This is a genomic window from Clostridium sp. CM036 (assembly GCF_055081135.1).
In genome coordinates, this window is record NZ_CM143652.1 from 1,571,734 (window position 1) to 1,596,486 (window position 24,753).

The 24,753-nt window shown below is 31.0% G+C and carries 23 protein-coding genes, 1 tRNA gene and 2 pseudogenes; 7 read left to right on the forward strand and 19 right to left on the reverse strand.

All coding sequences use genetic code 11. The annotated features are described in order from the left end of the window. Positions 1–205: 205 nt before the first annotated feature. The 13 genes and pseudogenes from ACWJKE_RS07470 to ltrA (ACWJKE_RS07530) form a co-directional block, all read right to left on the reverse strand. On the reverse strand, positions 206–643 hold the full coding sequence (locus ACWJKE_RS07470; protein ID WP_216304633.1) for a hypothetical protein: 438 nt from the start codon (positions 641–643) through the stop codon (positions 206–208). Next, a complete protein-coding gene (locus ACWJKE_RS07475; protein WP_216304634.1) occupies positions 624–845 on the reverse strand; it encodes a helix-turn-helix transcriptional regulator in 222 nt (73 codons plus the stop codon). Before ACWJKE_RS07475 ends, ACWJKE_RS07470 begins: the two co-directional genes overlap by 20 nt. 230 nt (positions 846–1,075) lie before the next feature. Then, entirely contained in the window at positions 1,076–1,606 is a 531-nt protein-coding gene (locus ACWJKE_RS07480) for a hypothetical protein (protein WP_216304632.1), read from the reverse strand. A gap of 430 nt (positions 1,607–2,036) precedes the next feature. Next, positions 2,037–2,327 carry a hypothetical protein gene (locus tag ACWJKE_RS07485; protein ID WP_462952948.1) on the reverse strand — a complete coding sequence of 97 codons (291 nt, stop codon included), beginning with the start codon at positions 2,325–2,327 and terminating at the stop codon, positions 2,037–2,039. Between the two features lie 51 nt (positions 2,328–2,378). Beyond that, positions 2,379–2,546: pseudogene (locus tag ACWJKE_RS07490) on the reverse strand (transposase); the annotation flags it as partial. A gap of 19 nt (positions 2,547–2,565) precedes the next feature. Next, positions 2,566–2,847 (reverse strand): hypothetical protein, encoded by a 282-nt coding sequence (locus ACWJKE_RS07495; RefSeq protein WP_462959303.1) that lies wholly within the window; start codon positions 2,845–2,847, stop codon positions 2,566–2,568. A gap of 680 nt (positions 2,848–3,527) precedes the next feature. Then, complete coding sequence (locus tag ACWJKE_RS07500) at positions 3,528–4,808, reverse strand: group II intron reverse transcriptase (protein WP_253198317.1); 1,281 nt, start codon at positions 4,806–4,808, stop codon at positions 3,528–3,530. Between the two features lie 134 nt (positions 4,809–4,942). Further along, positions 4,943–6,718 carry a group II intron reverse transcriptase/maturase gene (gene ltrA / locus ACWJKE_RS07505; protein ID WP_462959304.1) on the reverse strand — a complete coding sequence of 592 codons (1,776 nt, stop codon included), beginning with the start codon at positions 6,716–6,718 and terminating at the stop codon, positions 4,943–4,945. 551 nt (positions 6,719–7,269) lie between these two features. Continuing rightward, complete coding sequence (locus ACWJKE_RS07510) at positions 7,270–7,872, reverse strand: reverse transcriptase domain-containing protein (RefSeq protein WP_253198319.1); 603 nt, start codon at positions 7,870–7,872, stop codon at positions 7,270–7,272. Positions 7,873–8,009: 137 nt separating this feature from the next. Continuing rightward, positions 8,010–8,873 carry an HNH endonuclease gene (locus ACWJKE_RS07515; protein WP_216304639.1) on the reverse strand — a complete coding sequence of 288 codons (864 nt, stop codon included), beginning with the start codon at positions 8,871–8,873 and terminating at the stop codon, positions 8,010–8,012. 99 nt (positions 8,874–8,972) lie between these two features. Next, on the reverse strand, positions 8,973–9,737 hold the full coding sequence (gene istB / locus ACWJKE_RS07520) for an IS21-like element helper ATPase IstB (RefSeq protein WP_258876041.1): 765 nt from the start codon (positions 9,735–9,737) through the stop codon (positions 8,973–8,975). Continuing rightward, positions 9,734–11,329 (reverse strand): IS21 family transposase, encoded by a 1,596-nt coding sequence (gene istA / locus ACWJKE_RS07525; RefSeq protein WP_462959286.1) that lies wholly within the window; start codon positions 11,327–11,329, stop codon positions 9,734–9,736. The genes istB and istA overlap by 4 nt, the downstream gene beginning before the upstream one ends. 61 nt (positions 11,330–11,390) lie before the next feature. Next, positions 11,391–12,401 (reverse strand): group II intron reverse transcriptase/maturase, encoded by a 1,011-nt coding sequence (ltrA, locus tag ACWJKE_RS07530; protein WP_462959305.1) that lies wholly within the window; start codon positions 12,399–12,401, stop codon positions 11,391–11,393. A 2,031-nt stretch (positions 12,402–14,432) separates the two neighbouring features. Between ltrA (ACWJKE_RS07530) and ACWJKE_RS07535 the strand changes: the two genes are divergently transcribed. Both ACWJKE_RS07535 and ACWJKE_RS07540 read left to right on the forward strand, forming a co-directional pair. Beyond that, the gene (locus ACWJKE_RS07535) at positions 14,433–14,663 is read left to right on the forward strand and encodes a hypothetical protein (RefSeq protein ID WP_366510050.1); all 231 of its coding nucleotides are present in this window, start codon (positions 14,433–14,435) and stop codon (positions 14,661–14,663) included. A gap of 362 nt (positions 14,664–15,025) precedes the next feature. Beyond that, entirely contained in the window at positions 15,026–15,574 is a 549-nt protein-coding gene (locus ACWJKE_RS07540; protein WP_216304458.1) for a DUF6144 family protein, read from the forward strand. A 309-nt stretch (positions 15,575–15,883) separates the two neighbouring features. Here the strand turns inward: ACWJKE_RS07540 and ACWJKE_RS07545 are convergent, their stop codons facing one another. Next, on the reverse strand, positions 15,884–16,363 hold the full coding sequence (locus tag ACWJKE_RS07545) for an NUDIX hydrolase (protein ID WP_216304457.1): 480 nt from the start codon (positions 16,361–16,363) through the stop codon (positions 15,884–15,886). A 993-nt stretch (positions 16,364–17,356) separates the two neighbouring features. On the opposite strand from ACWJKE_RS07545, the gene ACWJKE_RS07550 reads away from it, so the two are divergent. Beyond that, positions 17,357–17,806 (forward strand): HNH endonuclease, encoded by a 450-nt coding sequence (locus ACWJKE_RS07550; RefSeq protein ID WP_442781456.1) that lies wholly within the window; start codon positions 17,357–17,359, stop codon positions 17,804–17,806. Here ACWJKE_RS07550 and ACWJKE_RS07555 read toward each other — a convergent pair. From ACWJKE_RS07555 to ACWJKE_RS07565, 3 genes and pseudogenes are all read right to left on the reverse strand, one after another. Then, a pseudogene (locus tag ACWJKE_RS07555) lies at positions 17,796–18,095 on the reverse strand (transposase); the annotation flags it as partial. The gene ACWJKE_RS07550 and the pseudogene ACWJKE_RS07555 overlap by 11 nt on opposite strands. Before the next feature lie 218 nt (positions 18,096–18,313). Then, positions 18,314–19,396, reverse strand: a complete 1,083-nt coding sequence (locus ACWJKE_RS07560; RefSeq protein WP_216304454.1) for an XdhC family protein — start codon at positions 19,394–19,396, stop codon at positions 18,314–18,316. A gap of 268 nt (positions 19,397–19,664) precedes the next feature. Then, on the reverse strand, positions 19,665–20,861 hold the full coding sequence (locus tag ACWJKE_RS07565; RefSeq protein ID WP_216304452.1) for a DnaD domain-containing protein: 1,197 nt from the start codon (positions 20,859–20,861) through the stop codon (positions 19,665–19,667). Positions 20,862–21,162: 301 nt separating this feature from the next. On the opposite strand from ACWJKE_RS07565, the gene ACWJKE_RS07570 reads away from it, so the two are divergent. The 3 genes from ACWJKE_RS07570 (at position 21,163) to ACWJKE_RS07580 (ending at position 22,472) form a co-directional block, all read left to right on the forward strand. Further along, positions 21,163–21,244 (forward strand) — tRNA-Leu (locus tag ACWJKE_RS07570). A gap of 275 nt (positions 21,245–21,519) precedes the next feature. After that, positions 21,520–22,215 (forward strand): aspartate/glutamate racemase family protein, encoded by a 696-nt coding sequence (locus tag ACWJKE_RS07575; protein ID WP_216304461.1) that lies wholly within the window; start codon positions 21,520–21,522, stop codon positions 22,213–22,215. A 98-nt stretch (positions 22,216–22,313) separates the two neighbouring features. Then, positions 22,314–22,472, forward strand: coding sequence for a GNAT family N-acetyltransferase (locus tag ACWJKE_RS07580; protein WP_216304450.1), 159 nt, complete (start codon positions 22,314–22,316; stop codon positions 22,470–22,472). 206 nt (positions 22,473–22,678) lie between these two features. On the opposite strand, the gene ACWJKE_RS07585 is transcribed toward ACWJKE_RS07580, so the two are convergent. Further along, on the reverse strand, positions 22,679–23,059 hold the full coding sequence (locus ACWJKE_RS07585) for a DUF2268 domain-containing putative Zn-dependent protease (RefSeq protein ID WP_216304449.1): 381 nt from the start codon (positions 23,057–23,059) through the stop codon (positions 22,679–22,681). A gap of 500 nt (positions 23,060–23,559) precedes the next feature. Here ACWJKE_RS07585 and ACWJKE_RS07590 point away from each other — a divergent pair, with 500 nt between their 5' ends. Further along, positions 23,560–23,691 (forward strand): hypothetical protein, encoded by a 132-nt coding sequence (locus tag ACWJKE_RS07590; RefSeq protein WP_290441255.1) that lies wholly within the window; start codon positions 23,560–23,562, stop codon positions 23,689–23,691. Positions 23,692–23,935: 244 nt separating this feature from the next. On the opposite strand, the gene adc is transcribed toward ACWJKE_RS07590, so the two are convergent. Continuing rightward, positions 23,936–24,679 carry an acetoacetate decarboxylase gene (gene adc, locus ACWJKE_RS07595; RefSeq protein ID WP_220287621.1) on the reverse strand — a complete coding sequence of 248 codons (744 nt, stop codon included), beginning with the start codon at positions 24,677–24,679 and terminating at the stop codon, positions 23,936–23,938. Positions 24,680–24,753 lie beyond the last annotated feature (74 nt).

Sequence of the window (24,753 nt, forward strand, 5' to 3'; positions counted from 1 at the left end):
TCCGGAAACGGTATGTTAGTATGAGGCAGTAACGGCATCTAGGTGTACTTAAAAGTAATATATTACATAACAATATCAAATATTAGTATTAAGTAACATTCAAAATTAAGTTATTCATAATTTAAAATGCTATCGTATAACTGAATGTGCCAAACCCTGACAACTAATAAATTAGTTGTATTTTCATTGGTATATTTATTATGATTTAATTGCGTTTATTATGATAATAATTAGCAAACATATAAGAAATAATCATAATAGTTGGCATAATTGCTACTCCTACAAAAACACCTGATAAATCATTATTTTTAGTAACTCCTATGGCAACTGCTAATAATAAAGTTAAGACAATACTAATATTAAATGTAATTTTATAAGTGCTACTTTCAGTTTTGAGTATAACCAGTTTTTTTCTTTCATCATCGTCCTGATGATCATCTTTTGCACACTTACTATCTATTCCTCTATATATTTGCACAATACCAATTAACGCACAAATAATAGTGAATAAAATACTTTTACCATTTCTTATTGAATTCATATTATCCCAATTATTTATCAAGATTATAATATAGCCAACTGCTAATAAAATAAAAGAAACACCACTCCAAAAACCTTTTTTATTATATATCTTTTTTTTCATTTTTTAAATTCCCCTCCAAATCATATAATTTTTCTATGGTAGTATTAAAAACAAGTGCAATTTTATATGCCAACATAATAGATGGATTATACTGCTCTTTTTCAAGAGATATAATAGTTCTATTTGAAACGAAAACCAAGTCAGCCAATTGTTGCTGTGTCATATTTTTTTTTATTCGTAATTCTTTAATTTTATTTTTCAACAATCCACCTTCTTTCCACAATATGAAGCTTACTTGACGTGAAGTTAGCTTCATGATAATATAAACATATTGTATTGTCAACACAAAAAATATAAAAGAGCAAAACCTAAATCAATAAGTTTTACTCTTTTATATTTTTTTAATATGATATGAACTACAAGCAGTTCATATCATATTAAAAACTCGACACTATTAAGCTTGTCCAAATATGAGATTCTAGTGTGATTTTATTAAAATGGTAAAAGTAACTCGAGTAAAGCTACAATTCCAGGTATTGAAATTTCTGCCCATTCAGGTAACATCTTGTCAACAACACTCGTTAAGAAATTATGAATTGAATCGGAATAATTGGTATAAGCATCAATAGCTTTAGTTAATGCATCAAAAGTAACATACTTTTTTAATGGAGCAGGGATAGCTTTAATAACTTTAGCCTTATTAGCTTTCATCCATTTTGCAGCTGCTTTAACAGCCTTTTTAGCAGCTGCTGATGGGACACTCCTTGTATTCCTGACAGAGCCATTATCAATTATATCTTTAGCATTTCCTTTATTAGCAAGTGCCTTATTAGCAATTGTCTCATTAATTTTCATTTGAGTTTTAATTGCCTCATTTTGTGTTGCAGTAGTAGATTTAGTTACAGTAGTGGCATTTATTGAAGATACATTCACTGTATAATTACTATTTGTCGCTGCAAAAACAGTAGCGCTACTCCCAAGTAAGCTACAAATCAAACATAATGAAATTAGTTTTTTATGCATATTAATATTCACTCCTTTTTATTATATTAAATATAAAAATTATTCCTTATTTAATATAATATACCATTAAACCGTATAATTCAATATAAAAATGTGGTTTTCGTGACCCTGTAGGGGTAGTGCTCGCGATTTGTGCAAAAGTCCCATTAAAGAAAAACAGTTACCATAAATTCAATTTAATTGAAATAGGTAACTGTTTTTTCTTAAATTGCTTATAATAGTCTCATATAGGGGTATGGCACCATAGCCATCAAGCTAAGCCATATTGAATATTAGTAAGTCATTATTAAATACTATATTTTACCATCGAAATTTATTTTGATAAATTTTAATGGTAAATTTTAAGTGTACAATAGTATTCAAACAATTTTAGGGTACACCAAAAAAAGCCACGTATATAGTGGGGCTTTTACAATTTTATCAAGTTGTTTTATGCTGCAACTTTAGCCTGCGATGATGTTAATTTATAACAAACTCCAAGAATATCAAAAACAGTTTTCTTATCCTTTTTATGAGATTTCAGACCATTCCTAACTACATTTTCAAATATTAATTTTAAGGTATCGAGAACTTTATTAGGGAATTTGATAAGCTCAAAATATAGACTATCAATATATTCATGAACTATTTCACAAGTTTTAATTTCACTGGCTTCAAGGCCTTTATTTTCTAAAGCTAAAGTCCTCATTTTAAACATTACAGCAGAGCTTATTAGTAGCAAAATAAGTTTTCCATAAAGCTGACATTGAAACCGTTCTATTTTAACTAACTTTACAACCTGTATACTAAATATGGATTTCCACGTTTTAAATATTATTTCGATCTGCCATCTTAAACTGTAAAACTCATGAACCTGCTTTGAACTTAAAACTTCTTCCTTAATATTCGTTATATAAATAGATATACCTAATAATTCAATCGTATTATTACTTTTTTCTATACCCTTTTTTTAGCATTCTTCACAGATTTTTCTGTTCTTTTTTCAATTGATCATTTGTTAGTTTATATAAAATAAGCCTTGTTTTTAGCGTCTTTTCCTTGCCTACATAGACATCCTTAATTTCATAACGGTCCCCCTCGGCCATCTGTTTCATTATGTCAGAAATATAGATTCTTTTTAAAAGGCTTGATTTTTTAGGAGCGCCATTCTTATAGTACTCTATATCCTTATTTTCTATATATACTGCTATATTAGGTTTGAGTCTTGATATGTAAAACGCTTCTCTATCTTCTATGTCCAAAAAATAACTTATCCTTCCGAAATCTCTATACTACTAGTAACTATAGTAGATATAAAATATAATAATTATTATAATAAAGTTTTATAAAATCTATTTACTATAATAATATTTCGATATCCAAGAAGGAAAACATGATAACTAATTACTTTTTTAAAACTTGTAGGATGCTGGCAAATGGACGAGCCTAGCTACTGAGGGACGAAGTGGCGGGTAGGCCTGTCTATTTGCCGTGAAAAATGGACGAGTTTTTTGACCTCTATTATAAATTTGTTTTATTGAAACTCTAAATTCATGAAACAAAAGTTACTGATATGTTAATCTGAGGTGAAAAACCTGTCCATTTTTCACCCGAGGGTCGCGAGGTTTTACCTTTAAAACATGTAGATTTTTTTAAATATTAGTATTTTGAAGACAAAAACAAGTCCTGCTGCATTGCAGTAGGGCTTGTTACCCTTGGGGGAAGGGGGAATATTTCATTTGCTTTGGACTAGTTTACTGACTGCTACTAAGACTAAATAGAAAAATTAATGATTAGGTACTTTAATAGATTAATTTACTTCTGGGCAGTGAGTAAGATACTGATAGGTAAGGCTTTGAAATTATCGCTACCTTTTCCCCAGTCCACACCGTACGTGAAACTTTCACTTCATACGGCGTTCCATCAAGAATTTTAATTTATTTTACTTAGTTAGTAGAACTTTAGAATTTCCGACTTTCTGTCTAAGTGAATTAATCTTATTAAGAGCCTTTTCATCAAGATTGAGATTTACTATATATTTATTAATTGTGTTTTCTACAACTACATGAACAAGTTTATGTACGTGATGATTCAGCAATATTAGGTTGCTATAGTCATCTGTTCCTCCCTTTTCTTTAGGTATTTTATGATGACATTCCATACTATGAATTTTTAAAGGTTTCCCTGTAACTCCACAGCAACCTTTCTGGGCAGTGTATAAACTTTGTCTGTTGTCATTGTATTCTACCGATTGTCCTCTTACTGGATTTATCATAAGATATCTCAATATTTCTGCATTAACACATTTTTGATTTTTGTGTATTTTTAATCTTCCTTGTTCAGTATAGTTACAGGTATCTTGGTTAAAACTCATAGTAGGATTTGTTTTGATACCTGCAATAGGGAAGATAGGTCTGCCCCTAATAAAATATGTTTTAAGGTTATAATTCCCATAATATCTCATATAGGTTTTGCCTTTTACACCTTCAAATTTACTTAGTTTGTGCAATCTGTTGTATAGGATTTTTGTGACTAAGAAACTAATTTTACTAAAATCTTCACTTATATGAGTTGCCATATTATAATAAATATGCTTTCCTAATATTTGGCTGTTAAATTTATTAACCTGCTCAATGCTAGAATTTTGTTGAATTCTCGTGATACTATCTTTAAAATTTTTGATAGTTTCATTTATTGCTTTATTAGTCATATGAGATTTGCAGACACACTTATTCTTTTTAGGTGTTGCTTTTAGTTTAATTCCTAGAAATTCAGTGTAATTCTTTCTGAGATTGGTAACTTTAGATTTTTCAGGACTTATATCAAGACCTAATCTTTCTTTTAGCCACTGCTTTACAGCAATAAAAACCCTTTGGGCTGATTTATAATCTCTACAGAAGACTTTAAAGTCATCAGCATACCTCACAATGTAACATTCTTTAAGAGCGATTTTCTTTAATGCTACAATTTTATTTGTTTGGTCATATACCTTTTTGCCTTCTCTAATTTTGTATGATTTATATTCGGAGGTAGTTTTCATATTTTCCCACTGACTACTAACCCACCAATCTAACTCGTTTAGTACAATATTAGATAAAAGTGGGGACAAGATGCCCCCTTGAGGTGTTCCCTTGGTTGGGGGTTCTTCACCTTCAATTTGCCCTTTTAACATTTTTGAAATTACACTGATCAGCTGTTTGTCCCGTATTCCTAGGTACCACATTTGCTTCAGCAACTTACCATGATTAACATTGTGTCGGGTAAGAGTGGAGCATTACTGCTCCCTACTCCCCTTGGAACCGTACTTATATGTTTCCATATATACGGCTCGAGCATGCTTTCATCCGAGACTTCTGTTCAAATTATTCCTGCAAGTTTCTTATTCAGTATACTTTTGTGGCAGTCAAATATTTGCTTTTTATTTGGTTCTGTTAATGTGCTAGAAAAGTAATTACTATACTCTTCATCACAGCTTTTGTGTACCAGTTGTATATTTTTATATTCATTAGTACCACCAAATATTTTAGGTATTTTATAGTGAGTTACCAGGATTTCTTTTCCATTTGTAATATCTTTTTTACATAAAGGGCATAAGTATTTCTGTTTTTTAGCTAATTTTTGTCTCGATTTAATATTATTTTTATCGAATTCTTTAGTCTTTCTCTTTTGAAAATAATCATTAAGTCTTTCATCAAAAGGAGTAAAGTCATGCTTTATAAGTACATGTCTGACAATCGGCGTCCACTTCATTTTAGTTAACTGTCTGCCTGTAATCGGGTCTGTAAGTATCCATTTATCCTTACTTTGTCCTGCTATATCCGGTTTGAAATATTGACTCTTTTTCCATTTATTACTTTTCTTTGGATGCAACCTATTAAGGAATCGTCTGGTTTTTATCCATAGATAATTATCTATATCGCCAAAGATTTCTTTAGCTACTTGTGTATTCCAATAATTGGCTGTTCCTATAACAACAGGATTAAGCTTTCTAATTAAATCTCCTACATTATTTCCAGTACACTCTTTAAATTTATCTGATATTTTACTTTTTAGAGTTTTAATACTCTTTTGGGATGGTTTAATTAGGAGTTTGGTTTTATTTCCGTTTTTATATGTTCTAATATTAAAGCCTAAAAAGTCAAATCCCTCTGCCACATTTGTTATTTTCGTTTTTTCTTCTGCAAGTTCTAAACCTCTTGCATTTAAGTAACCGGTTAATGAATTATATACATTTTCTGCATCTTCTTTTGTATAGCACATAATTACAAAATCATCAGCATAAACAGATAGTGTATATTTCCCTCTATTTTCATACTTAATAACGCCGGTAGCAGTCTGTGTTGTTTTGTACTTGACGCCAAGAGCCTTTCCCATTCCATTAAGTGCAATATTAGCAAGTAACGGTGACGCAATCGAGCCTTGAGGTGTTCCATTATCTGTTTCATTGAAAATATTGTTATCAACATAGCCTGCTTTCAGCCAGTTATAAATGATTTCATTAGCTGGAAATGTTCCTATTTGTTCCATGATGTAGTCATGATTTAACGTTCCAAAACAGTTCTTAAAATCACCCTCAAATATCCATTGTCTCTTTTTCCTCGCCAAGGAAAGATAAATTCTCAGGATGGCGTCTTGACAACTTCTTTGAGGTCTAAATCCATACATAGTGGGTTCAAAACGAACTTCCCATTGAGGTTCTAATGATATTTTAACAATATTTTGATATACTCTATCAATGATTGTGGGAATACCTAAAGGTCGTAACTTGCCATTTTTTTTCTTTATGTAAACTCGATATGCTGGTTTAGGTTTGTGTAAATATATACTCATTTTTTGCATTTTTACATAGAGGTTATATCTTGCTTTTGAATTCAATGCTACAAATCCATCCACACCAGCTGTTTTTTTTCCTTTATTAGATTGAGTAACTCGTTTAATTGATAGTAACAAAGCACCTTGACTGTGAATAAGTAACCTTTGTAAGTCTCTTACTTTTCTTTTTTGTCCAAGTTTTTCGGCATGATATATTCGTTGTTGTAATTTCCCTACATATTTTTCAATGGATTTCCAGTCAAACTGTTGCCATTGATTATTAGTGTTAGATAATGCGGACTTCTGTTTAGAAGCATTCATCGACTGTTACCTCCCTTTTGGACATTACTTTACGCTTTATATCATGTTGCATACCTGTTTAGAAATTCAGCTCTCTTTCGAGTGTGAAAAAAAAATCACTATCCCTCCAGTTATTTCCTTTCCTGTTGTCTTTCGACTTAAGGGCATTTGCTTATTTCAACATCCTTTACCCACTGTGGAAATTAGGCTTTCCTTGCGGAAGGCTTACCATTTTTATGGACCACATTGGGCTTACCAAGTTTGACTTCTGTCAGACACGAATGGGTTAGGTCTTCCTTATATGCCGGTAGATATATGGGTTGATGCCTATATGCACTTCGATACATATTTTCCTATCTACATCAATAGCAAATATATCCCAACTATTGTCAAAGGTTTCGACACTTTATACAGAATTCATTTGCATTAACCATACCATTCTTCCCTTAACCAACTTTGTCTCGGATACTAGACATTGATTAGGTATTTCCTCATGCAACCCACAAAGGAATTACTTCCCTTGCAGTTTCAGATAGGGATATCCTTTCAACTAGGATAGGATATAGGATTAACTATATCCACTGACAATTGCGGAAGAAGTCACTTCTTGTCGCACCAAAAAATCCTTTAATGTCTATATCAACCACATAGTGTAGTTTGTTGAAGTGGATAAATAACATGGATTTAGCTATAGCATGTTTGGTACTTCTGTTTGGTCTAAATCCATAACTATGCTTATGAAATTTTGCTTCACAAATGGGTTCAAGTACTTGCTTTATTGACTGTTGTAGCAGTCTGTCCCACATAGTAGGTATTCCTAGTGGTCGTAAATTTCCATTGGACTTAGGAATAAAAACTCTTCTAACTGTACCAGGGTTAAAATCACTAAGCATCGCTTTAACTGTATTCACTACAAGTTGAGACGGTAAATTTTCTATATTTCTAATAGTCATACCATCTGTGCCTTCTGTATTGCTTCCAGTATTTTGTTTAATATTCCTATATGCAAGAAGTATATTTTCTTCTGCACAAATTAAAGGCATTAATCTCTTGAATGTTCTTCCTTTGCAACTTTCTTCATAAAGTTTGTCTTGCATTTTTTGAGTGTTATAATACTCATTGTTTCTTAGTTTTTGTTTCTTCTTAATTTTCTTATCCTGTGTCGTGTAAGTCAATACTACTTCTCCTTACGATTTCGTATTTCTATAGTGATAGGTAAATCTTTGAAGTTATCTCCAACTTTTCCCCCACCTCACACCGTACGTGAGAGTTTCCAGCTCATACGGCGTTCCAACAATTTGTTTTTATTTAATTAAATAACTGAATTTCCTACTTGCTTTCTTAGAGAATTAATTCGCTTTAACCCTTTTTCATCAAGGGACAATAAACCTAGATATTTTTCAATAGTTGTGGGTAGTGTGCAATGTATTAATTTATGTGCACTCATTTTTAACCATACAAGATTTTTATATTCATCCATTCCGCCTAATTGTTTAGGCATCTTGTGGTGACATTCCATATTTCCAATTTCTAGTGGCTCACCAGTAACGTAACACATGCCTTGTTGTCCTGCTATAAGTGAAATACTATTATCACTCAATTCAGTTGTCTGACTTTCGTGTACAGTGCTCAAATAGTATTTTATTAGTTTAATGCTACTACCTTTAAGTTGTACATGGATTGCCTTTCTTCCTTTTTCAGTATAATTGCATTTCACTTGATTAAAACATAATGCGACTTTAGTTCTACAACCATAGATTGGAAATATAGTCATTCCTTGTATCGTTCTTATTTTACCTTTATATTGACCGTATAACCGTTTATAGGTTTCCGAAAGTTTCGGTTTATCCGATATATAATTCCTTAATCGTATTTCTAAGGTTTTTGTAACTAAGAAGTTAATGTAACCAAAATTCTTTACAACATTGGTAGCACACCTGTAGTAGTTGTGACTTCCTAATATTATGGAGTTTAACTTTGATATTTCTTTTGCAATACATTTTTTTTGTGCTATTTTAATTTGTTCTTTTAACTTATTAATAGTCTTTTGAACAGATTTATCACACATTCTACTTTGACATACATACTTATTCTTTTTAGGTTTAACCATTAGTTTAAAACCTAAAAACTCTGTATAATTCTTTCTTAGATTAGTTATCTTAGATGTATTTGTCAAGTGAAAACTCCCCCATATTCTAACCCAAAACTCCTCCACCAAAAATTGTAAAAAAATAATATTCCCTCCAAATTAATTATATAGTGAAGGGAAATTTTATTATTGTTTTGCGAGCCATTCTTTAGTTTCCTTTAATCTGTAGGAGTTACCATTCATATTTACTATATATGCCTTATGCGTAAGTCTATCGATCATTGCAGCGGTCATAATAGGGTCTTTAAATATCTCATTCCACCTTTCAAAGGATAAATTTGTGGTTACTATAGTTGATTTTCTACCTGCTCTTAATGATAAGTGACTAAATAAAAGTTCTGAACCTTCTTTATCATAAGAAATATATCCCAATTCATCAGCAATAATTAAATCATATTTATCAAATTTATTTTCAAATGCTCTTAATACTTTCTGAGAACGACTTTCTTTTAATTGGGTGATAAGCGATGATACCGTAATAAAAAGAACTTTATAGCCAGCTAAACAAGCTTTTATTCCAAGGCCAATACTCATGTGGGTCTTGCCTGTCCCAGGATTTCCAGCTAAAATTACATTTTGTCCTGTACTAATAAATTCAAGTGAACTTAACGTCTTTAATTTCTTTTTAGCATCAACTGGTAAATCTTCAACTACAAGATCTTCGATATATTTTTTATAAGGAAACTTTGCTATTCTAATTCTATTTTGTTTACTACTTTCACTTCTTAAAACAGATTCTTTTTCCAATAATTTGTAAAGAAATTCTTCATAGCTTATGTCATTAATGCAAGCATCTTTCGCACCCACCTCAAAGTTGTTTTTTATACCTGCAAGTTTAAGATCTATTGCTAATTCTTCAATATCTTTATATAATTTCTTCTTATTTATCATATTATAGCCACCTCATTATTAAAATCTTCCGTTGATATTGGTATTAAAGATTTATACACATCTAGTAAACCGTTAGGTTTAAATTCAACAGTTGAATTTAGTTGGATAACATTATTTTCGATAAAATTAGTATAATCTCTATTACAAATAGACTTTATTTTTTCGGTTGTTATATCCGTAGGATTTATTTTATTTAATAAATTTATTGCATTTAGGACCTTAGAGATATTACTTTTACCTATAAATAAAAGTAATTCTATAAAATCTTTCTCTTTTTTGTTATAATAGGTATCATAGATGTTTTGAATCCTAGGGTCTGCTTGTAGCATTGCAGTGCTTGAAGCTAATGATCCTGGCTTTCTTTTAAAGGTATTAAGATAATGTTCAAGCTTAATAGACCATTCATAAAATCCTAACTTCCTTTCATGGGAAGCTATTTTTTTACCCTCACTAAAGCAAACAATGTCATTGGAATATACTTTTATGAATATTCTTTTTCCAACATATATATCAGGTACAGAATACCGACAGGTATTCACTGAGAATGTCGAATATTTATCCACTCTAGGTTCTTCTATCCTAGCAGTGTCAAGTTTTGCAATATAAGGCCCCATATGTTGTCTTTCCTCATTAAGAATTTCTTTTGCAGTCTTCATATTTTTTATTTTATGTGGTTGGCTATTCAATTTATCGCATGTTTCCATCAGATATTTATTAGCTTCTTCTAATGATTTAAAACTATCATTTTTACTAAAAGACTTACGTCGTACTACCTCTACACTTCGCTCGACATGACCTTTTTCATTTCCAGCTCGAGTATTGCAAAACCTAAAATCAAAGCCATAATACATGGACATTTTAAGCAATGCATCCGTAGGTTCTTTCTCAGTAGGTCCTACAAATTTTTTAACTGCAACTCTCATGTTATCATAAACGATTGTTCTATATACTTGTCCTATATGTTCAAAAAACAAAGCATGAGCTTCTTGAAAACACTCTGAATTTTGTTTAGCAAATAACTGTGCATATCTATAATTCCCTTTTGCAGATGTAAATACAGCCATTTGAAATGTTCTATCCACAGCATTAATAGTTAACTTTACTTCCCCCCAATCAAATTCACAAATATCCCCAAGCTCATATTCTGATTTTATAAATGCCTCGGCTCCATTCTCAAGTAATTTATTTATATAGTTACTCACAGTTGGATAACTTATATCGTAATCGTCTTCTTTTAACGCTTCATATATATCAATTTTCTTTTTTTGCTGCTTATGCCTCCCGGCATGCCGTTTTTGCTGGTTTTCTTCAATATACCCCTTTATCTTATTTATAATTTCATCGGTTAATTTTTTCTTTTTTCTATTTATGCAATTGTATTTAGGTTTCTCAACAATACTGTCCTGAAGTTCTCTTATATCATCAATTCCTCCATTAAAATTCAAAATTTCTTGTCTTGCCACTTCGTATTCTTTAACATATTTACTAATGGTTTTTCTATCAATTCCGGTCTCTCTAGCTATGGACCTTTGAGACTTTCCGTTTAGATGTGCCGATATTATGATGTGTTGTTTTTCACTCAATTTAATCATCTCCATTTCCCCCTCTTATGATGCCTCTCATAAGAAAGTTTACTGTAAGGTGGGGGATATTTCAATTAGAATTGTGGGGTAGTTTTAGATTAACATATACATTAGATTTATCAGGACTAATTTCTAACCCTAATCTTTCTTCTAACCATTTTCTTGTAGCATTATAGATTTTTTGAGCAGTTTTAGCATCTCTGCAAAATATTTTAAAATCATCTGCATATCTTACGAACCAAATTTCTTTTAAATTAGTTTTCTTTTGGGCATTATATCTGTGTTCAGGTTTAGAGTATTTATGTTTTGTCACAAATGTTTCCCATTGAGAACTTATCCACCAATCAAGTTCATTTAATACCACATTGGCTAATAATGGACTAATTATGCCCCCTTGAGGCGTTCCTTTTGTCGGTATTCCAATTCCTTGTATTTCTGATTTAAGAATTTTACCAATGATGCTTATGAGGTTTTTATCTTGTATTCCCATATTCCATAGTTGCTTTTTTAGTTTACTATGGTTTACGTTATCAAAGAAGCCTTTTACATCTACATCTACAACGTAGTGTAATTTAGCTTGATTCATTAAACTCATACATCTTGCAATAGCATGTTCTGTTGACCTATTCGGTCTAAAACCATAACTATGTTTGTGAAATTTAGCTTCACATATTGGTTCAATTATTTGTTTAATACATTGTTGCATTATTCTATCATCTATACATGGTATTCCTAGAGGTCTAGTTTTACCATTTGGTTTTGGAATATCTACTCTGCGAACACTTTTGGGAAAATAATTTTTGAATTTATTTTGTATATATTTCACAAATTCATCATTATCCATTTCCTTAAAGAAATCTATATTAAGTTTATCCGTTCCAACTGTTGCTGAACCTTTATTTTTCTTAATATTTCTATATGCTAGTAAAATATTTTCTTTAGACGTTATATACTGCATCAAGTTTGTAAATTTATTTTTACTACAAGCTTTCTTATACAATTCGTCAAGTATTGGTTGCATTGCGTAATATTCATTATTTCTTAGTTTTTGCTTTTTCTCTAATTTTAAGCTTTCCTTCAAGTCTATTACTTCCTCCTTTGTTTGCACAATTTCGGTTTCATATCTCTTCTTCTTACTCGAACCTTGAAATTATTCAGTATTTAATTTTTAATCAACATTTTGTCTAGTGGCTATTGCTAGAACATCATTACAATATTCATCTTTGCTTTATGCCACCACTTTCGCTTGGATTAAGATAAGTTATACTTACGTTTTCCTTATCACTACTTCATTGGTAGTAAAACCTCCGTATTCCAAGTTTCCCTTGTTCCATTATTACTATCTTTACATATATCCTTAGGTAATCGGTATGAGCCTGTAAGCTTGATAATGCCTATAACATTATATGGACTTTCATAACTAAAAGTTTTACTTATCCACACTTACTACACTTATGTGTTATACTCATTTCTAAGTATCGTAAGTTAAGACCCTTACCTTCCCGATTTCGTCAGTTCCTTATGGAACATCCTAACCATAGATATTTTATAGACACTGGCTCTATCACTACTCGACCACCTCTGGTTCGCATTTCGTGTAGGGATTATTTTTCTTCTACTTACGGTAGCTCTCAAGCATTTTAACGAGCTTATAACATTTTACTATTTATTTAGCTAAACGCTATTCGTATACCTTTGTGAAGGCATTTCAAGGCGTTACCCTATCATTCTACCTATCGTAATAACAGTTCTAATTTCCAAGTTTTAATTGGCTGATTAGGCTAGTTTTGTAGTAAACCCACGCTTACTTTTGTCTAGCAACAAGTCGCACCTTAGTCTTACTCGAACCTTACAACATTCTAATTCTATTAACATTTCTAATAACATCTTGACTTGAGCCTATCTCTCCACTACTTATTATCATAGCTTCATCAATACTGTGGCTCTACTTTCACCAGTATTAAAGTAAGTTATATCTTATGAATTTCCTTACTACTATCTCATTTGCATTAATACCTCAATATTACTGGCTTACGACGTTCCGATAATTTTATACGCATTTTACCCTTAAGTGTTTCCTCTGAGCCTATATGATTGATACTGCCTGTAACAGTATAGAGATTTTCATAGACAACATGTTTACTAATCTCCTCATATGACAAACTTAGTTGTCATAACTATTTCTAGTTATTCCTTGTTTAGACCCTTACTTTCGGAATTTCGTCAGTAATTTCTTACATTCTCACCATAGGTAATTTTTTTGGACTTCCGACCTATCTTATACTCGACTACCTCTAGTTCGCTTTTCCTCAACTTAATGTTAGGGTATAATCTCAGCCGACTTTACCGAGCTTATAACCATAGATTGCTTAATCAATCTAAAGCTATTCGGAGTATCAAAGGAAGCATTTCAGGATGTTACCCCTTCATTCTACTTCTCAATTATCAGTTATCCCTAACCATGAAAGTTAGGTTAATTAGCTTTTCACTAATTAACGTCTCGCACATTGTCCAAAGCTTCCTTTGGGACCTAGAGCAGTGAAAGAACTTGTGCCACATCAGGTTTTCGTATGAAGAATGAAGGAGAAAATCGGATGTGACCAGCCTTTGACTGCGGAGTCTTATTATTATATTAAGACTGATTTGTAATACATTCAAAGTAAAGAGTCAACACGTTATGTTATATTCAAATTGAAATTTTAAAGGATTAGGCAATAGCATCAATGTGAAAGTAACTCAATTACATTTGAGTTACTTTCAGAATATTAATATAATCTAAATATATTAAACCCCACATCGTTAGATATGAGATTATCTGAGACGTAATATTCAAAGATTGTGATATAACTATATATTTCAGTTATATTTAGAATTAGTTAAGTTGAACCGTACCATAAATGGTGCAGATTTTTTTTTTTAGTAAATAGCTAGTGATGGCAGATGTGGTAATATAAGTATGATATTATAATTTATAAGATCCTGTAAAAGGAGGTTTGAAAGTGTATGTTTAATCCAATCGTTATTGTTGCATAGCAAAGGCTATTGCAACGAGCAGTTAAGACACATAGCCTTTGCTATTCCTAATAGAAACAAAACCTTTAGGAGGGCAAAGATGAGCTATAACAAAGCAATGTATATACTCCCTAATAATTTGATCGAAAAGGTTCAGGAATATGTAGATGGTGAGTTTATCTATATTCCAAGAAAACCAAGCAATAAAAAAGAATGGGGAGCCAAAACCTCTACCCGACAAGAATTATATAACGAAATACTCATATTTATGAAGACTATTTGGCGAGTCATAATTCACAACATTTATCTAAAAAATATTTTTTATCCTTGAAAAGCATACAAAGGATAATTAGGGAACAAAAAAAATAGTATTTAATTTTCAAAATGAGCCAAAGCAGTTTTATTACTGTATTGGCTCATTTTTTTTATTAACTGTCTTTAAGGTTTAGTTTTGAATGCTCGGATGGTACAATTCAAGTAGAAAAAACACTAGATTAGGAGGAGTTATGATGGAAAAATTTTGTGACAATCCACCCGTTATCCTTCCTATTAATTGTTAATATGGAGGAGAGTTTTTCATGCAAAAGTTAACCTTTGATATACAGTACCTATCCCCACCACCTACAATTTAATAATGTAAGCAGTATGGTAAAAAGACAACTCACAAAAAAATTGAGAAAATGAGGTTTTAATATGTTTGATATTAGAAAAATCCAAGAGCAAGTAATTTTTGGTGCCGTAAAAAATGCGCATGACGATAAAATGGCAACAAAAATTGTATATGGAGAACACGAGCTATCTTCATCAGAAGATAATGCGACATGGGTGAAATCCACCATGAACAGACTAGAAAGCAACTTTGATAGGTCTACCGTTAAGCAGATTAGAATGAACTGTCAATGTGGATATGGGATGGATGAAAAATTAGCGTTAGTGCAAGAACTGGTTGCATCATCGTCTAATTTAGAAGAATTTGCAAACCAAGATAAAGCAAAGGCAGCTGGACTATCTTACACAGATGGGGAACTCTATCTACAATTTCCATTTTGTCCTTGTCCCATGCTTGCTGATGTGAATAAATTAGATACGGATACATGGTGTCAATGCACTGCAGGGTATAGTAAAGTTCTTTTCGAAAAAGCTTTTGGATGTGAAGTCGTTGTAGAATTATTAAAAAGTATAAAAATGGGTGACAATGTATGTCTTATGAAAATCATTCCTCGTGATTCTATTTGGAAATAGGCGAATGCCCTACATAAAGGTAATACTTCAATCAAATCTGAATGGAGTAGTAAATTAATATGTTGTCCTTTTGAGTATCAATGCCAATATATCCATCCTCAACTATAGGATTTGTGATATCCATTTTACGAAAAGCATCCTTTTGTTCTTTAGAGAAATGACGTGAAAGATGACTTTCACGTCATTTGCTTTCCTTATAGCCCCATTGTTATTCTTATGTATGCAATTAACTGTTTTAATATTGACATCATTTAAGACGACATATTCGAAAATGGTAGTACAATTCAACTTCACATTGTGCTCAAATAATTACCACTCTTTAGTTAAAATATGTTCTACTGTTGCTAATGGATTAAGCAGTTTTTCTTTGAAAAACTCAGGATAAAGATATACATCTGAAATTTTACCCAATGGAATCCATTGTAATTCTTCTTTTGCTCCATCTTCTGTAAAGCTCATGCAAATTGTATTCAAGGAATCCATGTCTTTCATATAAAAGAAAAAGGACAGTTCATGGAATCTTTCTTTTGTAACATCTTCAGTGAAAAAGTTCTCATGTATAAATCCAAGCCTTTCTATTTTCATATAAATTCCAGTTTCTTCATACACTTCTCGTACAACGGCTTCTTCAGCTGATTCATGTAGCTTAACCCTTCCTCCAACACTGTAAAAATAAGGTGCTTTATTATTCTTGACCATCAATAATTTGTTATCATGTAGAATAATTGCACCTACTCGATAATTAAATTTTCCTTGCTCTGTCTTAAAAGTTAAATCCATTCCATCCATAATGTATTCCTCCAAAATATTTAGTTCGTAGTATTTTACGATTATGACATAGATGTTTAGCTAATTATACTATTTTTACCTAATTATATATATAAATAAAAATTAAAAATTACGTTATATATTAGGTATCAAAAAAACACAATGTAGTGAAAGGATAATTTCACGTCATTTGTTATGTACCTATATCTAGCATATACCCTCATTCATACTTTTTCCATATGCAATAAGGCTCTATTTAACTGCATAAAAGGTGTCTAATTGAGAATATACACTACTTTTATGCATGGTTTATATCTTTATAATACAATAATAAATATTTAGTATTATTATTTTAACTTACCTTTCATAAATTTCCAAGCAGTTTGATAGTACTTAATCACCCTAATATGAATTAATTACATTTTAAAGTATATAATTACAATAAAGATTTAATTTAGGGGGATAAAAATAGTGATAGCTTATAAACAAGCTTTTATTAAAGAAGAATATACTTCTAATAAAGAAGCAAGTAGAATTCAATCTAAACATTTTTTAAATGAGCTTATTATGTACGAAAGACAACCTAAAAATAAAAATGAGTTTTTCAATTTTACAGATGACCAATTAAAAGAAACATTACTTAAACTATTTAAAACTGTATCAAAATCATCGTGTGATCAAGGCATGAGTACTTATGATAGATATATAAAGTGGGCAAAAATTAAAGGTTATAGGGTTACTGATAGTCTTTCTTATGAAAGGGTCTTCGATAATGTAAAAGAGTCCCTAAAAGCAGATTATAGAGAAAAAAAAAAAACAATTTCATCTACATTAAGACTTACAGCAAAACAGACATTGGGAGTACATGTAACTGCAGACTCATTAAAGGAATCTGGTATGTTCTTCTATATAAAACATATAAAAGACAGAAATGGGAGTCTAACCGATAAGGACTTTTTAAAGGTCGCGATGAGATATAACAAAAGGTGCAAAGCTTATTCAAATTTATGTGATATGAAAAATAACTATCAGTTATACGAAGAATTCTGTAACAGAAAAAATTTAGTTTTTAAAACTAATGATGAGATAAATCTTATTTTAGACGAAATAGATAAAATTTATGATCCGGAATACCCCACAGATTATAAAAGGCATAACATTAATACCAATAAAGGTTTATCACAAGAGCAAAAAGATAACATAGACAGTATTAATAATTTACTTAATAAATTTAAGGATGAAACAGAAAGAGAAGCAATAATTAAGATAAGAGTTGGACAAGGACTATTTAAAAATAAGTTATTAAAAAATTCATGTGTATGTGCGATATGTAATCTTACAATAAAAGAATTATTTATAGCAAGTCATTGTAAACCTTGGAAGGAGAGTAATAACATAGAACGATTAGATGTTAATAATGGTATGTTATTATGCACAGGGCATGATTCATTATTTGATACTTAGGCAATATTTTAGGGTCAAATTCACCATTTCTATCACGAGGTATATTAAGATCTACTGCTCCCAACTCAGATTTTACAGTTTTTTTAGAATAGCCATTTCTACTGTTTGGAGTTCGCTTTTCGGATATATCATATTTATCATATCCAAGTTGCGAATCCATTTCTGCTTCTAATGTCTCCTGAAGAACGTCTCTAAACATACTTTTCATAGCAGTTAAAACCTCATTTGGACTTGTAAACTTTTGCTCGTTGATATAATCCCTTAAAATATCTTTCGAAATGTTTGACATAAAAATACTCCTCCTTGCAATCTTTGATAATTAGCTTATCTCAATTATTGCCAAGAAAGAGTGCTTTTTATTCTGTTTACACAAAATTATTTACAGGCCTAATAAACCAAGAATAAGATTAAGACTTATAGCTTTTGTAATTATTTTAATTGTAAACTTTAGATATGGACAAGTATATTTTGTTTAACTAAAAATAAATGCAATCGTTATCGTGATGTTTAAAAAGATTCTATTATTACCTCCATGATTCCTCCACATACCATCCCTTCATCTTCAGCGATGGCGCCTGTCATATCTATGTTTTGAATTTGATACCCACCATTTCCGAGTAAGTTACGGGCGTCATTAATTATCGTGCCTTCGCTACACCCTCCGCCGATACTCCCTAAAATCTTACCATAAGGCCATACAAGCATTTTAGCTCCTGCATTTCTTGGAACTGAACCTTTCGTAGAAATAATTGTAATGATTGCCTTTGGAGAATTTTCTTCTTTGCACAATTCCATCAACACTTCATTGTCAAATTCCGGCCAATTACTTTTCGTATGCCTATTAATACTATTGGTTATATCACCGAGTCGTCTATAACTGATGACCTGAGATATAATACAAAACGCTATCTCTTCTGGTGTTACTGCTCCTATCTCAAGACCTATAGGGGCATTGACTTTGTTTAACTTCTCTTGAGTATATCCTTCATTTACCATTTGCTCCATGACGCTTTTAACTCGCCGTTTTGAACCAATCATTCCAACATATGCAGTATCATGTTTTAAAACTTGTCTGAGACAATCCATATCATGCCTATGACCTCTAGTTACAATAACAACATAGGCAGAATTATTTAAACTAATTAAGTCGAAACAGTTCTCGAAACTCTCACAAATCACTTTTTTAGCAGTAGGAAATCGTTCACTATTAGCAAATGATGGTCTGTCATCGATAACTGTAACTGAAAAACCTACTTTTGAACCAAATTCAGCTAAGGGCTTAGCTATATGTCCACCACCTAAAACTATCAAGCGTGGTTCTGGAAAATATGGTTCAATTAAATAAGCTTCACTTTCACTAATTTTAACAAGCTGAAGAATTCCAGTTTCTATTGCATAGTTTGCCTTTTGGTAAAGTAATTCATCTAAATCAGATATTCGATTATGGGAATTCAGACTTTCCTTTGTAAAAAGTGTTTTGTTCTGAGATGGTTTATTTCCACAATTTTTGTTATCCAACATTGTAATAATAACAGCATTATTTCCTGAGCCCACTTCATCCAGTAAATTTTTATAGGTATCTACATTCATGATTTCATTCCTCCAAGTTTATTATCATTTGAAATTCACCTTTGATAAGTTATTTATGTCTATAAACAAGCGAATTAACCAACAAACTATTACTTTATTATAACAATATATCCTAAAATTTCAATAACATTGCTGGATATATTGTTAACAACAAAAACTGAAAATTCATTTCCAATAAACCTTTCATCATATAATTAATACTATTTCTTTGAACCCATATCTCTGGAATATAAAATTCGTTATTAAGGGAATATCCAAAAATAACTAATCAGTATACTTGTCCTAATAGCTGTTTTTCTAGAAGATCGAAATCATATGTTCTTTGATCATAGTCGCAGAAGCCACCATTTTTCACATTAGGGCTTGAGCTGCCACTCTTTTTACTCGCCCACTGTTTTTGATAGAATTTTACCTGCTCAGAAGTTTTTATGCCTTTACTTATCCAGCTATTGAGTACTTTAGTGATGTACTTTATAGTTTTAGCATTATATTCTACAGCCTCATCAATAGCCATAATGATAACTTTGCTACTTACCTGCTTTGCAAAATCTAATATTTTTTCATACACCAAAGGCGTGATAGCATGTACGTTTTCTTCAAATACCTTAAGTACACTTTTTAAGCCCTCACCATCAGCAGCAGCAGAATTATTTCTATATTTTATGACTATTGCTTCTTCTTTAGTTAATGCTTCTTCTTTTGTTACTGCTTCTTTCTTAGTTAATGCTTCTTCTTCTTTATTTATTAATTCTTGTTCTTTATTTATTAATTCTTCTTTATTACTTCTTATTCTATTACTTGGTAGCCCCTTATAAGGGCCTTGTAACCCCCTACTAATATCCTTATTAATTATGAATTCACGTGGCTCCTGAATTTCTTCCTTTTTCAGAAAATCATTATTATCTTGGTCTTCTATATTTTCTGTTTTCATGGGAATTACATTAGAGCTGCTTTCTAAAGTAAAGTTTATAGGATGATTGTCCACTTTTTCTAAGTAGCAATTTACAGAAGTTCTATCATCAATAAAATTAATATCAAAAGATTCCTCTATAATGAGGTTCTCGAAAATTTTCGCTACATCTAATTGAGCTACATCACATTTTTTAAATAAAATTTTAAGAAATTCTTTATTTTTAACCCTGGATAACTCGTGATGAACACATTTAATAGCGTTTATATTGTTAGGTACGTTGTATTTCATCCAATTTAACAGCATAATCTCTTTCGTATCATCACAGTATAATATTTTGTTATACTCACAGAATCTTTTAATTAGCTTATCTACAGTATCTCTGTTGTACCCAGTTTCTGTAGCTATAAATTTTTTTGATATTTCATAAATACCACACTGCGTTGTTTTGGTATTTGAAATAAGATATAAATAAAAGTATTTTTCCTCTGGTGTAAGTTCAAACACAAAGCTATCACTCCAAAATTCTGTATAAATCTGTCTGTATTTAGCCATTAGTTAATCCTCCTTAATATATCTAGTGTCCCTGCAAATCTACACTATTAACACCTTTTAATTAAGCCCTATATATAATAGCCACGAGAATCGCAAATCCGAACCCCCTAATATTAAATATTTTTAAGTTTTTTATAAATCTTTTTAAATTTACGTCCAGATTATGTTATATAATAATCCTGGATTAGACAAAACGTGTATAATATACTTATTATACTAATTCAACTTTGGGTTTTCTTTATTTAGTTTAAGCAAAACAAAACATTGTAGAAATTTGATTGCCATAAGGCTCACCATTCATGCAGATGTGGTGGAATTGGCAGACGCACTAGAATCAGGGTCTAGCGCTTTACGGCATGCAGGTTCGATTCCGGTCATCTGCACAAAAAAACACTCATTTTATGAATGCTTTTTATTTTTTAATTAAATTAACAAATCGTAATTTAAGGCGAGTTAAAATAGGCTTAGGGGGTAGTTTTGTAGGTTTATTTACGCAGAAAATTTCATCATGAAGCCAGAGAGTGGTAATGGTGTAAAAGGGACATCAGCTTTATTTAACAGCACTGCGGATGATAATACAGCCATGATACCTGCGGAACTGTACTGTCCAGACCCCTTAAAGTTAATAGCATATTTTATATATAAAGGAGGGATTAATTTGAAAACAATTGGTTTAATAGGTGGAATGAGTTGGGAATCATCACTTGAATATTACAGAATTATAAACGAAACTGCTAAATTAAAATTAGGAGGACTTCATTCTGCACAATGTGTAATGTATTCAGTGGATTTTCAAGAAATAGAATTATTACAACATCAAAACAAATGGCAAGAATTAACTAATATTATGGTCAATACTGCTGAAAAACTTAAAAATAGCGGTGCTGATTTTATTGTAATATGTACAAATACAATGCATAAAATGGCAAGTGATATAGAAAATAAGGTAGGAATAAAAGTTTTACATATAGCCGAAGTAACTGGTGAAAAAATAATTCAAAAAGGAATGAAAAAGGTTGGATTACTTGGAACTAAATTTACTATGGAGCAAGATTTTTATAAAAAAATCTTAGAAGAAAAATTTAATATTGATGTAGTTATTCCAGATGAAAATGAGAGAGAAATTGTTCATGAGGTTATTTATAATGAATTATGCAAAGGTATAATAAATGAGGGTTCAAAGGAGAAATATAAAAAAATAATAAGTAATTTAGCATTAAGAGGTGCGGAGGGAATAATATTAGGATGTACTGAAATACCTTTATTAATAAAACAAGAAGATGTTAATATACCCGTTTTTGACACAACAACAATACATGCCATTTCTGCATTTGAATTTGCCTTAGGTAAATAATAATTATGGCACATGAACATAAAGAACAAGTTAAAGATTAAAAGCATTTTGTTGAGTATTTTAGGTCGATATACAATCAAGGGATAGTAACATCTTTGATGAAAAAGATATTAGAATACTTGAAGGAAAAAGGATACAGCCAAACATCATTGAGTGTATCCAAAGACAATTATGCAGTGAGAATGTATAAGGCTGTAGGATTTAAAATTATAGCTAAAAAAAAAGATGACTATTTAATGCTACTAAAATTAATTTAGGTACAGATGGTTCTCGATATTTTTATATCTTTTAGGGGACCAGCCAATCTTTCCTATAAAATACACATTAAGACATACATCCCCGAAACAAATTTTATAAACGTATATATCCATTATTCTATAGTTCGCTACACCAACCTTAGTTTTTGAACTGGAAGAAATTCACCCTTTTAGTTTGCCGAAATCTTCCCCTTTGTGATTGCCGGTTACAACACAGTCTTTTTAAGATAATGCTTGATTAGATAATAGCCACAAGCATATCCTGCGCAATAAGGCATACCAACTGGCTTTACACCACGCATGGCCATAATTTCATCGCCATAGAGAAATGCTGAAAGTTTATTGAAGTCATTATTGTTCAAACGTTCCCTGTTAATTTGGCTTGGTGAAAATCCACCACCCATACTGCTTGCCATAACAACATCGTAACCACCTGACTGATCCGCTTTAATTGGAATACCAATACATGACCACTTAAATTCAAATGGTTTCATCAGTTCATATCGATAGATGTCATCTCGCTGCTCAAGCTTTGAGGAAATCATTTTTTTATAGATTTCATCGGATCTAATTGCTGTAACTTTCACTTTTTTCACCTCTTTTCTTTTTAGTATAGTTATACAATAAACTATTACGTTACGTTAGAGTCAATAACAAAATTAAATCTAGTGATGCTTTTAAAACTATTAAAGAAGTTATTGAAAAATATAGCTTTAAAAATATAACCAGATGCTTATGTGAATTATCAGGAGTGTCTAGCTCTTGGCTTGTTAGTACCTTTTTTTTAGAATATCCTTGACATATGTACCAATTTATAAGAGTCTACATTTATAATATTAGCGAAATTTGCAAAATAGTTATCATTAATCAAAACATAATATTACAAAAAAATTGCAGGTTTTATGATATGATTTTATTATAAAAGTTAGATAAAGGCTCTATAAGGTGCTCTTTTAAATTCAACCCACAAATAAATGATACTAATATTTCCTATAGGAATATAAAAAAGAGGAGCGAGGTGGTTTAGATATTAATAACTTATAAAATTAAGAATGGAACTCAAGCTAATATTAAAATTTTAGTCAAAATGGCACGAGCTAAAACTAGTTGGAGAAAAAAACTTGAAGCCGCTCCTGAACTAAAAAGATTGAATTATGAGCAATCAACAGGTATACTAACAAGATCAGTACTACGTGATCTACTGTTTAATAACAGTTAGCTTAACTGTAAATTAGCTGTAAACGTTTTAAGAATTAAACAATTATTTAATTGAAAAGACAGGGATTTTCGTTCCATTACTACACATATCCCAAAGATTGATTTATAGAACAAATGTTAATAACATTATTGCAAATACTGTGCATTAACAACAATTAATATTTTTGATAATCTATTATTTAAAAATGCAAAAAAAATACCACCTGTCAGTTGGTGATATTTTTTTATGCAGTGATATATTATAACTATTTTTTTAGATAATCATATACAACTTTAGGCGTAGGAAGGGTTAAGTTCGTAAGAATATGAGAACAGGATACTATTTCTTTTACAGGTAGGTCATTAAATGGTGCCATAGCATGATCGAATAATTGTAATCTTGCAGGACCAGTCCATGCCTCATTTATAGTAATCTCCGTAATTTGTGTAGATATGAGCTCGCAAATTCTTTGAGTCCCATCATAATTAGGTATAATTTTCAGCATAAAATTAGGTCGGCAAATTTCATTGCGTGCCTCATTTATATCTAAAGATTGGTGTTTATATCCCATCGTAGCAGTTAATACTCTTAATTTTCCGTAATCTAATGTACCAACTAATGTATCTGAATCAACAAATAGTTTTGGATAACCAAGTTTTTTAGGGTAGGCACTAAGTTCTCTACCAACGGCAATAGCCGGATAATTATCTAAATACATCATATGCAAATAGTCACCTTTTATACCATTAAAACTTACAGGAATAACCTGGCCACATTCTGTATAAGCACCTAATCCACTTACATCCGGCATATACATCATTTCAACTCTAACTAAAGGTTCATCTAAATCTAAAGATAAAGGTTCCGGTACAACTTTTAGTAAGGCATCAGCACTTGTACGGTATACTATATTAAGATATTCACGGTTATGAAATCTATAGGGTCCTCTAGGAAATGATGGAGCAGTAAGTGGTGTTGTAATGTGGTTAGATATTTCACTTTCTAACATAAAATGATCACTCTCTTTTCTTATTTATTACTATCAACACATTTTTTTACAAGTACTATATTTTGAAATGCAAA

Excerpts from the sequence above, each read along its gene's own strand:
- ACWJKE_RS07550 (WP_442781456.1), top strand. The coding sequence starts at position 17,357 with ATGAAAAATAACTATCAGTTATACGAAGAATTCTGTAACAGAAAAAAT.
- ACWJKE_RS07580 (WP_216304450.1), top strand. The coding sequence starts at position 22,314 with ATGAAAAAGATATTAGAATACTTGAAGGAAAAAGGATACAGCCAAACA.
- ACWJKE_RS07545 (WP_216304457.1), bottom strand. The coding sequence starts at position 16,363 with ATGGATGGAATGGATTTAACTTTTAAGACAGAGCAAGGAAAATTTAAT.
- adc (WP_220287621.1), bottom strand. The coding sequence starts at position 24,679 with ATGTTAGAAAGTGAAATATCTAACCACATTACAACACCACTTACTGCT.
- ACWJKE_RS07560 (WP_216304454.1), bottom strand. The coding sequence starts at position 19,396 with ATGAATGTAGATACCTATAAAAATTTACTGGATGAAGTGGGCTCAGGA.
- ACWJKE_RS07470 (WP_216304633.1), bottom strand. The coding sequence starts at position 643 with ATGAAAAAAAAGATATATAATAAAAAAGGTTTTTGGAGTGGTGTTTCT.
- istA (WP_462959286.1), bottom strand. The coding sequence starts at position 11,329 with ATGATTAAATTGAGTGAAAAACAACACATCATAATATCGGCACATCTA.
- ACWJKE_RS07565 (WP_216304452.1), bottom strand. The coding sequence starts at position 20,861 with ATGGCTAAATACAGACAGATTTATACAGAATTTTGGAGTGATAGCTTT.
- istB (WP_258876041.1), bottom strand. The coding sequence starts at position 9,737 with ATGATAAATAAGAAGAAATTATATAAAGATATTGAAGAATTAGCAATA.
- ACWJKE_RS07480 (WP_216304632.1), bottom strand. The coding sequence starts at position 1,606 with ATGCATAAAAAACTAATTTCATTATGTTTGATTTGTAGCTTACTTGGG.
- ACWJKE_RS07535 (WP_366510050.1), top strand. The coding sequence starts at position 14,433 with ATGAGCTATAACAAAGCAATGTATATACTCCCTAATAATTTGATCGAA.
- ACWJKE_RS07540 (WP_216304458.1), top strand. The coding sequence starts at position 15,026 with ATGTTTGATATTAGAAAAATCCAAGAGCAAGTAATTTTTGGTGCCGTA.
- ltrA (WP_462959304.1), bottom strand. The coding sequence starts at position 6,718 with ATGAATGCTTCTAAACAGAAGTCCGCATTATCTAACACTAATAATCAA.
- ACWJKE_RS07500 (WP_253198317.1), bottom strand. The coding sequence starts at position 4,808 with ATGTGGTACCTAGGAATACGGGACAAACAGCTGATCAGTGTAATTTCA.
- ACWJKE_RS07590 (WP_290441255.1), top strand. The coding sequence starts at position 23,560 with ATGGCACGAGCTAAAACTAGTTGGAGAAAAAAACTTGAAGCCGCTCCT.